This is a genomic window from Bacillus sp. JST-5 (assembly GCF_057747715.1).
The window spans coordinates 1-9,276 of record NZ_JBYLHW010000089.1 but is presented as its reverse complement, the minus strand read 5'-3'; the positions used below and the strand labels follow the sequence as shown (position 1 = coordinate 9,276).

Genomic DNA, 9,276 nt, shown 5'->3' with positions numbered 1-9,276 from the left:
GTACGGTTTGATGAGGGGAAGCTGAGAGTAAAAGAGACAGCATGAGCTGTCCCTTTGAAATCAGTTTTCTACTCTACAAAAATTTATACATACTAATTAACATTCACTCAAAGTGAGGACAATAGAAATTGGAGGAGGTTTAAATTATGTTAGATATTAAATATTTAAGGAATAATCTTCAAGAAGTTAAAGAGAAAATGAAACATCGTGGGGAAGATTTAACGGATTTTGGGAAATTTGAAGAACTAGATAAAAAGAGAAGAGAGTTAATTGTTGAATCTGAACAATTAAAAAGCAAAAGAAATGAAGTCTCCCAACAAATTGCTGTATTAAAGAGAGAAAAGAAAGATGCTGATCACCTAATTAAAGAAATGAAAGAAGTTGGAGAGAGAATTAAAGGATTAGATGAGGAATTAAAAGCTGTAGAAGAAGAATTAGAAATGTTATTGCTTTCTATTCCGAATATACCTCACGAATCTGTTCCAATTGGAGAAAGTGAAGACGACAATGTTGAGGTTAGAAAATGGGGGGAAGTTAGAACTTTTGATTTTGAACCGTTACCACACTGGGAGATTGCTGATCGCTTAGGAATTTTAGATTTTGAACGAGCAGCTAAAGTAACAGGGAGTCGCTTCGTTTTCTATAAAGGTGCAGGAGCAAAACTAGAACGTGCGTTAATAAGTTTCATGTTGGACTTACATACGGAAGAACATGGATATATAGAGGTAATGCCTCCATATTTAGTCAATCGTGCAAGTTTAACTGGTACGGGGCAACTTCCGAAGTTTGGAGAAGATGTGTTTTTAATTGAGGAAGAAGATTACTTTTTAATTCCAACAGCAGAAGTACCTGTCACAAATTTACATCGTGATGAAATATTATCAGCAGAAGATTTACCTATTAATTATGCAGCATATAGCGCTTGTTTCCGTTCTGAGGCAGGTTCAGCAGGAAGAGATACACGTGGTTTAATTCGTCAACATCAGTTTAATAAAGTTGAACTAGTTAAATTTGTTAAACCAGAAGATTCCTATAGTGAATTAGAAAAATTAACAAATGATGCAGAAAAAGTTTTACAATTATTAGGGCTTCCTTATCGTGTCTTGAATATGTGTACGGCTGATTTAGGATTTACCGCTGCTAAAAAATACGATCTTGAAGTATGGTTGCCAAGTTATAAAACTTATCGTGAAATTTCTTCTTGCAGTAATTTTGAAGCATTCCAAGCAAGAAGAGCGAATATACGATTTAGAAGAGAACCAAATGCTAAACCAGAACATGTGCATACGTTAAATGGATCTGGACTAGCGATTGGACGAACAGTTGCTGCTATTTTAGAAAACTATCAACAGCCTGATGGAAGTGTCATTATTCCAGAAGTATTAAGACCGTATATGGGAAATATGGAAGTAATAAAACCGAAAAATTAAAGCGATTTGAATCACTCCTAATGATCAGGAGTGATTCTTCATTTTGTTCAGAAATTTCCTAATAAAAAAAACAAAATGATTAGTATTTGACATGTGAAATATAGCATGATAATATAATTTTTGTGTGAAAAGGAGGAGTACCCAAGTCTGGCTGAAGGGGTCGGTCTTGAAAACCGAGAGGCGGGTCAAACCGCGCGGGGGTTCGAATCCCTCCTCCTCCGCCATTACACGTAAATTAGCGCATAAATATTGGAGATTTTTAGAAAAGCTAACTCTTTTGGGTTAGCTTTTTTTTAATAAAAAAACCTTTACAAAAAATTGTAAAGGAAAAAATCTTATTTTTTTAGTAGCTGAGTGTAATTTAGTTGTTTTCCAATTCTTTCGATGATAAATTCAATGGAAGACTCGTCATTAACAACATCATATTCATTAATGTTCACACGAATCACTGGACATGCATTAAAAGAGTTAATCCAATTTTCGTATCTTTGGTGCATCTCAATCCAATATTCGACAGGAGTTTCTTTTTCCATTTCTCTTCCACGTTCCTGTACCCTTTTTAAAATATCTTCGATAGAACCTTCTAAATAGATAAGTAAATCAGGATGAGGAAAATATGGTGTCATAACCATTGCTTCAAATAAACTAGTGTATGTTTCGTAATCAACTGGAGACATATTGCCTTTTTCATAATGCATTCTTGCAAAAATTCCAGTATCTTCGTAAATAGATCTGTCTTGGACAAAACCTCCACCGTATTCAAAAATACGTTTTTGTTCCTTAAAGCGTTCTGCTAAGAAATAGATTTGAAGATGAAAGCTCCAAGTTTTAAAATCTCCATAAAATTTCTCTAAATAAGGATTATTATCTACTTTTTCAAAGGAAGTACGGAAATTTAAAGCGTTAGCTAATGCTTTTGTCATTGTTGATTTACCTACTCCCACCGTACCTGCAACTGTTATTACAGCATCTCTAGGGATATTATATTTTTGACGAAGATTCATGGTTTGTTACTCCTTCAGCTAAATATTGTTGAATTTTTGTTAACATATTGTTTAAATCATTTTTATTATGAACAAAATCTAATTGGTCTCCGTCAAATCGGATGATTGGAATGTCAGGGTGCTCTTTTTCAAAATCATTTATAAATTGTTCATAATCAATGGATAATTGCTTTAAATAAAGAGGGCTAATATCTTTTTCAAATTCCCTTCCTCGTAATTCAATACGTTTTAAAAGTGTTTCTAAATTTGCATGTAAATAAATAATTAAATTTGGCTTAGGCATATCATTGGTCAAAATTTTATAAATTTGTTCATATTTTTTGTATTGATGTTCTTTTAATGTTCTTTGAGCGAAAATTAAATTTTTAAATATATGATAGTCAGAGACAACCGGTATCTGTTTTTTTATGTAATTCTGTTGAATGTCATCCAATTGTTTGTATCGATTACATAAAAAGAACATTTCGGTTTGGAAGCTCCATTCATCAATATTTTTATAAAATTTATTTAGAAAAGGGTTCTCATCAACAATTTCTTTTAATAAATGAAAATGAAAGTGTTCCGAAATGGCTTTTGCTAAAGATGTTTTCCCCACACCAATAGGTCCTTCAACGGTAATGAAAGGTGTTTCCACGTCCAGCCCTCCTTGTAACGAAAACTATATGTATTTTATCATACGTTTGAAAGGATAAACACGGAAAGTTTTTTAGAAAAGTATGGTTTTTAATCTTTTTAAAAATAAATAAAAAAAAGAGCCTAAAGAAAAGCTCTTAACATTACCTTTTAGTTACATTAAAATTTTCAACAATTAATAACCAATTCTGTGGAAATGATAAACCGAGTTTCCAATAGCTCATACCTCGTAAATTTAATTCTTTCAATAAATTAAATTTTGCTTGAATACTTCTAGCATCTTCAAACCACACAATATGTTGACGCCCATTTTCATCAGTATAGTTAAAAAATGGGGCTTGCGCTGTATAATCATATTGGATCGCTACATTATATTTCGCTGCTAATTCAATTGCTTGTTGAGGGCTTACTGCTCTAGCTTGTGTTCCTGGCTGATATGGTAAAGTCCAATCGTATCCGTATAAATTTTGTCCCATTAAAATTTTTTGTGACGGAATTTCCGTAACAGCGTATTCTAAAACATCTTTTACAGGACCTATAGGTGAAACAGCCATCGGAGGACCACCACTGTATCCCCATTCATATGTCATAATAACAACAAAGTCTACAATCTCTCCATGTGCTCGGTAATCATGGGCTTCGTACCATCTTCCTTTTTGTTCGGCACTCGTTTTCGGAGCAAGAGCGGTTGATAATAACCATCCTTGTTTTGAAAATCTTTCTTTAGCTTTCCGTAAAAATCGGTTATAGGCTTCGCGATCTTCTGGTCGCAAATACTCAAAATCAAAATGGATATCTCTGAATCCGTAGCGAGTAGCTGTTGATACAATATTGTCTAATAAAGTGTTTTGAATAGCTTCATCATTCAATAATATTCTCCCTAATTCATCACTAAACTGATCATTTTCAATGTTTGAAATAACCATTACAAGTACATTATTATTTGCTCGAGCAATATCAGGAAAATTATTAAGTTGAGGTTCCGTTAATGTTCCATCTCGATTAGCGCGAAAACTAAAAGGGGATAAATAAGTTAAGTATGGAGCTGCTTGACGTGCACTATTTTCCAAAGCTTGAGTTACCATTCCGCGTGGTTCGATATAGGCATTAAATTCTGCATTTCGTTTTGGTCTCGGTGGGATATAAATTCTTGTCCCTATTTGAAGAGGACGGTTCAATGGAATACGATTGATGGAGGCTAGTTCTTGATAGGGAATATTAAATCGCTGACTGATTGTCCAAAGGCTATCACCTCTTTGAACCCAATAAAAGCTTCCAACGATTGGAATCACAAGCGTTTGACCAACAACTAATTGATTAGGATTCGGTATTTCATTTGCTTCAACAATATCTTCTACATTTGAACTGTAGGCTTGTGCAATTCCATACAAAGTTTGACCTGGTTGGACAACATGTATTTGCATCAAACTCCCCCTTAAATAAAAGAAGTAAACACTATAAACATTTTATGATAGAGTTATTATCAAATATGATTCACTTTTTATGTTCAACAACAAATTCATAAATCCTTTATTTTCTTTTAACCAAAGTTATAGGGGTTGTAAGTCAAATGGAAAAAGATCAAATATATATGAAAATGGCTATAGAGGAAGCGAAAAAGGCAGAATCAATGGGGGAAGTTCCAATCGGATGTATTATTGTGTTAAATGATCAAGTAATTGCACGTGCACATAATTTAAGAGAAACGAAACAAAGTGCGACTGCACATGCTGAATTACTAGCTATTGAAAAGGCTTGTAATTTTTTGGAAAGTTGGAGACTTGAAGATGCTGTGCTTTATGTGACATTGGAGCCATGTGCTATGTGTTCGGGTGCAATTTTATTATCAAGAATTAAACGTGTTGTTTATGGAGCTTTTGATCCAAAAGGTGGGTGTGCTGGAACATTTATGAACTTATTAACAGATGATAGATTTAATCATACGAGTGAAGTAACTTCAGGGGTTTTAAAAGAAGAGTGTGGGGAATTATTAACAAATTTTTTTAAGAAAATAAGAAGACAGAAAAAAGGAAAAAGTAAAATTATGGATGAAAATACAACAAGTAACTTCTGATTAACATTGCAAAATAATGAAAATAAGAGTATACTATTAATTGCGTCACATTGGCGCATTAATTTGGTAGCAACTTTGCCGTGCTAGGTGGGGAGGTAGCGGTGCCCTGTAACCCGCAATCCGCTCTAGCGGGACTGAATCCCTTTCTGAGGCTGTTTAACTGTATGGTCTGCCTTAAGTAAGTGGTGTTGACGTTTGGGTCCTGCGCAATGAGAATCCATGAACCATGTCAGGTCCGGAAGGAAGCAGCATTAAGTGGAACCTCTCATGTGCCGCAGGGTTGCCTGAACTGAGCTAACTGCTTAAGTAACGCGTATGGTTAACAGTCGAAGAAAGGTGCACGGCAGTTAATACATAACGAATCAACACCCCAGTGAGGGTGTTTTTTTATTTTATCGATTTTTTAATTTCATCATCGAATATGTTAAACAAACCTTAGTTAAGGTATAATATAATGAGAAATTGATGTTGAAGGAGGGAAATAATGAGTTATCAAGCATTATATCGGGTGTGGAGGCCGCAATCATTTGATGATGTTGTTGGACAAAAACATGTAACCAAAACGTTGCAAAATGCCCTTCTTCAGCAAAAGATCTCTCATGCATACTTATTTTCAGGACCTCGTGGAACAGGAAAAACGAGTGCGGCAAAAATACTAGCAAAGGCTGTCAACTGTGAGAAGGCTCCTGTTTCTGACCCTTGTAATGAGTGCGATGCATGTTTAGGAATTACAAATGGTTCGATACCTGATGTTATTGAAATAGATGCAGCGTCCAATAACGGTGTAGAAGAAATCAGGGATATTCGAGATAAAATCAAATACGCACCAAGCGTCGTTCCATATAAGGTTTATATCATAGATGAAGTTCATATGTTATCAATCGGGGCTTTTAATGCTTTATTAAAAACATTAGAAGAACCACCAAAACATGTAATTTTCATATTAGCAACAACAGAACCCCATAAAATACCTTTAACAATCATTTCTCGTTGTCAGCGTTTTGATTTTAAGCGTATTACAGCAAAAGATATAAAGGAAAGAATGGCTTTCATTTTACAGAAAACTGGGGTTGAATGCGAAGAAGGAGTATTGTCCGTTATTGCACGTGCAGCTGACGGGGGAATGAGAGATGCATTAAGTCTTTTAGATCAAACCATCTCTTTTAGTCAAGGAAAAGTTACTATAAAAGATGCTTTAACAATAACTGGTTCTGTTTCACAAGGAATTTTAAATGAGTTGGCTTTATCTATAATAAATCAAGATACTTCTAACGCTTTACAACACTTACATAAATTATTAGCAGAAGGAAAAGATCCTGTCCGGTTAGTTGAAGATTTCCTACAATATTACCGTGATATGCTGCTCTTTAAACATTCACCTGAGTTAGATAATTATTTCGAAACTGTTCAATTGGATGATTCATTTGAACAGATATCCAATAAATATGAGACAGATCATATATACAAAATCATTCAAATATTAAATGAAACTCAACAAGAAATGAAGTGGACAAATCATCCAAAAATATTCTTAGAAGTTTGTTTAATAAAATTGTGTCAGATTGAAAATACAAATACATCTTCATTTACTAGCGATGGAGTAATTCATTTACAAAAGAAAATTGAACAACTTGAAAAAGAAATCCAACTGTTAAAAAATAAAAATATCTCTGGTATTTCGAAAGGTCAAATAGAAGAGCATCAGGAGAAAACAATTCAACGACAACCAACAAAAGTATATAAGGCACCGACGGGACGAACGAAGGAACTTTTAGCAAATGCAACGAAACAGGATTTACTAACAATTAAAAGTAAATGGGCTGACATGTTAGGAAAGTTACTAAAATCTCAAGCAGCATTGCTCAATGATGCTGAACCTGTCGCTGCTTCTAGCAAAGGTTGTATTATAAAATTTAAGTATGAAATCCATTGTAAAATGGCAATGGAAAATATAAAATTTATTGAACATATTAAATCTATTTTATTTGAATTGACAGGAAATAATTATGATATTATAGGATTACCTGAAGACCAATGGGTAGAAATACGAGAGCAATTTTTAAATGAACATAAAGAAGAATTAAAAAATAAAGTAGAAGAAGACCCGTTAATAATCGAAGCTGAAAAGCTCGTAGGGAAAGAATTGCTCGAAATAAAAGATTAAATTGGAGGTTATATTATGATGCGCGGTGGAATGGGTAATATGCAAAAAATGATGAAACAAATGCAGAAAATGCAAAGAGAAATGGCACAAGCTCAGGAACAATTAGCTGAAGAAAGAGTTGAAGGAACTGCTGGTGGCGGTATGGTAACGGTTGTTGCTTCCGGACATAAAGAAATATTAGAAGTTAATATTAAACCAGAAGTGGTTGATCCTGATGATATTGAAATGCTTCAAGATCTAGTATTAGCTGCAACGAATGATGCATTAAAAAAAGTAGATGATCTTGTAGGACAAAGAATGGGACAATTTACAAAAGGAATGAATATTCCCGGTTTATTCTAGGAGGAAGTAATACATGCATTTTCCTGAACCAATATCTAAGTTAGTAGATAGTTTTATGAAATTGCCAGGGATCGGTCCTAAAACGGCCGCGCGACTGGCATTTTTTGTATTAAATATGAAAGAAGAAACGGTTTTAGATTTTGCTAAAGCACTTGTTAATGCCAAACGTGATTTAACGTATTGTTCCATTTGTGGACATATTACGGATAAAGATCCTTGTTATATATGTGAGGATAAAAGAAGGGATCAATCCATTATTTGTGTCGTTCAAGACCCTAAAGATGTTATAGCAATGGAAAAAATGAAAGAATATAATGGGCTTTATCATGTATTACATGGGTGTATTTCACCTATGGAAGGTGTAGGACCAGAAGACATTAATATTCCTAGTTTGTTAAAAAGGCTTCAAGACGAAACGATACAGGAAGTTATTTTAGCTACTAACCCTAATATTGAAGGAGAAGCAACGGCCATGTACATTTCTCGTCTAGTAAAACCATCTGGAATAAAGGTAACTAGAATTGCACACGGTCTTCCGGTTGGGGGAGATTTAGAATATGCCGATGAAGTTACATTATCTAAGGCCATTGAAGGAAGAAGAGAAATATAAAATTAATTTTGATTACATATTTGTTTAAACAGGCAAGTAGATTTTTTATATTAACGGGAAATATAAAAAATCTACTTAATAGGTAATATCACTTTGTACTGGATGTTTCTTTTCCGTATACTAGGGGGGCTAGTAATGTTTTTCAAAAGAAAAGGGAAATTAAAAAAAGAGTTTGATGAAAAACTAATTAACCAGATGAGGGAACTAAAAAAAGATTGGAATCATAAAAAAGAACTTTATAATAAAAGCTATATCGAGTCTGAAGAAATTGAGATGGAGATGAAATTGGCAGAAATAAAATTTTTTTATTTATTTAAAGAGGTAAAAAAAAGAAAATTAAAAATTAATTAGTTTGGTTAGTGATTATTTTGTTCCTCCAGAAATATATATATTGTACAAGTATTAAGAGGAGGAACAAATAATGGAACCCATTTATGTTGTATCCATTATAAGCGTCATTATCATTTTATTACTTTTATTTGGTACGCCACTTAAGCCCATCCAGTTTATAGGACAAGTCATTGTGAAACTTTTAATTGGGGCTGTATTGCTTTTTTTTCTAAATACTATAGGAAACCAATTCGACATTCATGTACCGATAAATTGGATTACATCTGCAATTAGTGGATTTTTAGGGATTCCCGGTATAGCTGCTTTAACCATTATACAATTATATATAATTCCTAATTAAATGCCGTGCGATAAAAGTGCGGCAAGTTTATTTTATTGAGAAAAAGCACTCCTAAGATTTTTTAGAATTGAGTTGAAAAGTATATTAAAATAATATATAATAATCAATGTCGCCTTTGAGATAAAAATTATAGGTTGACATTACGTTATAAAAATGATATATTATAAGAGTCGCTTAATTAGGGTAAATAAAAAATTTGAACCTTGAAAACTGAACAAAACAAAGCGTCTAAAGAAACATGCTAGTCAATCATTTTGAGCAATCAAACTACTTATTGGAGAGTTTGATCCTGGCTCAGGACGAACGCTGGCGGCGTGCCTAATACATG

10 protein-coding genes, 1 tRNA gene and 1 other RNA gene are annotated in these 9,276 nt (G+C 33.5%); 9 read left to right on the top strand and 3 right to left on the bottom strand.

Annotated elements, in window-relative coordinates; translation table 11 throughout:
* Positions 1-146: 146 nt before the first annotated feature.
* Both serS and AC3ASS_RS12990 read left to right on the top strand, forming a co-directional pair.
* On the top strand, positions 147-1,430 hold the full coding sequence (gene serS / locus AC3ASS_RS12995; RefSeq protein ID WP_488283948.1) for a serine--tRNA ligase: 1,284 nt from the start codon (positions 147-149) through the stop codon (positions 1,428-1,430).
* A gap of 131 nt (positions 1,431-1,561) precedes the next feature.
* A tRNA-Ser gene (locus tag AC3ASS_RS12990) sits at positions 1,562-1,654 on the top strand.
* Positions 1,655-1,765: 111 nt separating this feature from the next.
* Here AC3ASS_RS12990 and AC3ASS_RS12985 read toward each other — a convergent pair.
* The 3 genes from AC3ASS_RS12985 to AC3ASS_RS12975 all read right to left on the bottom strand — a co-directional run bounded on the left by AC3ASS_RS12985 (position 1,766) and on the right by AC3ASS_RS12975 (position 4,491).
* Positions 1,766-2,434 carry a deoxynucleoside kinase gene (locus AC3ASS_RS12985; RefSeq protein WP_488283947.1) on the bottom strand — a complete coding sequence of 223 codons (669 nt, stop codon included), beginning with the start codon at positions 2,432-2,434 and terminating at the stop codon, positions 1,766-1,768.
* Positions 2,412-3,068, bottom strand: a complete 657-nt coding sequence (locus AC3ASS_RS12980; RefSeq protein WP_488283946.1) for a deoxynucleoside kinase — start codon at positions 3,066-3,068, stop codon at positions 2,412-2,414. The genes AC3ASS_RS12985 and AC3ASS_RS12980 overlap by 23 nt, the downstream gene beginning before the upstream one ends.
* A 142-nt stretch (positions 3,069-3,210) precedes the next feature.
* Entirely contained in the window at positions 3,211-4,491 is a 1,281-nt protein-coding gene (locus tag AC3ASS_RS12975) for a glycosyl hydrolase family 18 protein (protein ID WP_488283945.1), read from the bottom strand.
* Between the two features lie 146 nt (positions 4,492-4,637).
* Between AC3ASS_RS12975 and tadA the strand changes: the two genes are divergently transcribed.
* The 7 genes from tadA (at position 4,638) to AC3ASS_RS12940 (ending at position 8,948) form a co-directional block, all read left to right on the top strand.
* Positions 4,638-5,141 (top strand): tRNA adenosine(34) deaminase TadA, encoded by a 504-nt coding sequence (gene tadA, locus AC3ASS_RS12970; RefSeq protein WP_488283944.1) that lies wholly within the window; start codon positions 4,638-4,640, stop codon positions 5,139-5,141.
* A 78-nt stretch (positions 5,142-5,219) separates the two neighbouring features.
* Positions 5,220-5,485, top strand: an RNA gene (gene ffs / locus AC3ASS_RS12965) — signal recognition particle sRNA large type.
* 140 nt (positions 5,486-5,625) lie between these two features.
* On the top strand, positions 5,626-7,305 hold the full coding sequence (dnaX, locus tag AC3ASS_RS12960; protein WP_488283943.1) for a DNA polymerase III subunit gamma/tau: 1,680 nt from the start codon (positions 5,626-5,628) through the stop codon (positions 7,303-7,305).
* A gap of 18 nt (positions 7,306-7,323) precedes the next feature.
* Positions 7,324-7,647, top strand: coding sequence for a YbaB/EbfC family nucleoid-associated protein (locus AC3ASS_RS12955; protein ID WP_488283949.1), 324 nt, complete (start codon positions 7,324-7,326; stop codon positions 7,645-7,647).
* 13 nt (positions 7,648-7,660) lie between these two features.
* Positions 7,661-8,257, top strand: coding sequence for a recombination mediator RecR (gene recR, locus AC3ASS_RS12950; protein ID WP_488283942.1), 597 nt, complete (start codon positions 7,661-7,663; stop codon positions 8,255-8,257).
* Positions 8,258-8,392: 135 nt separating this feature from the next.
* On the top strand, positions 8,393-8,608 hold the full coding sequence (locus AC3ASS_RS12945; protein WP_488283941.1) for a YaaL family protein: 216 nt from the start codon (positions 8,393-8,395) through the stop codon (positions 8,606-8,608).
* Between the two features lie 70 nt (positions 8,609-8,678).
* Complete coding sequence (locus AC3ASS_RS12940; protein ID WP_488283940.1) at positions 8,679-8,948, top strand: pro-sigmaK processing inhibitor BofA family protein; 270 nt, start codon at positions 8,679-8,681, stop codon at positions 8,946-8,948.
* The last annotated feature ends 328 nt before the right edge of the window (positions 8,949-9,276 follow it).

Excerpts from the sequence above, each read along its gene's own strand:
- serS (WP_488283948.1), top strand. The coding sequence starts at position 147 with ATGTTAGATATTAAATATTTAAGGAATAATCTTCAAGAAGTTAAAGAG.
- AC3ASS_RS12985 (WP_488283947.1), bottom strand. The coding sequence starts at position 2,434 with ATGAATCTTCGTCAAAAATATAATATCCCTAGAGATGCTGTAATAACA.
- AC3ASS_RS12975 (WP_488283945.1), bottom strand. The coding sequence starts at position 4,491 with ATGCAAATACATGTTGTCCAACCAGGTCAAACTTTGTATGGAATTGCA.
- tadA (WP_488283944.1), top strand. The coding sequence starts at position 4,638 with ATGGAAAAAGATCAAATATATATGAAAATGGCTATAGAGGAAGCGAAA.
- dnaX (WP_488283943.1), top strand. The coding sequence starts at position 5,626 with ATGAGTTATCAAGCATTATATCGGGTGTGGAGGCCGCAATCATTTGAT.
- AC3ASS_RS12955 (WP_488283949.1), top strand. The coding sequence starts at position 7,324 with ATGCGCGGTGGAATGGGTAATATGCAAAAAATGATGAAACAAATGCAG.
- recR (WP_488283942.1), top strand. The coding sequence starts at position 7,661 with ATGCATTTTCCTGAACCAATATCTAAGTTAGTAGATAGTTTTATGAAA.
- AC3ASS_RS12945 (WP_488283941.1), top strand. The coding sequence starts at position 8,393 with ATGTTTTTCAAAAGAAAAGGGAAATTAAAAAAAGAGTTTGATGAAAAA.
- AC3ASS_RS12940 (WP_488283940.1), top strand. The coding sequence starts at position 8,679 with ATGGAACCCATTTATGTTGTATCCATTATAAGCGTCATTATCATTTTA.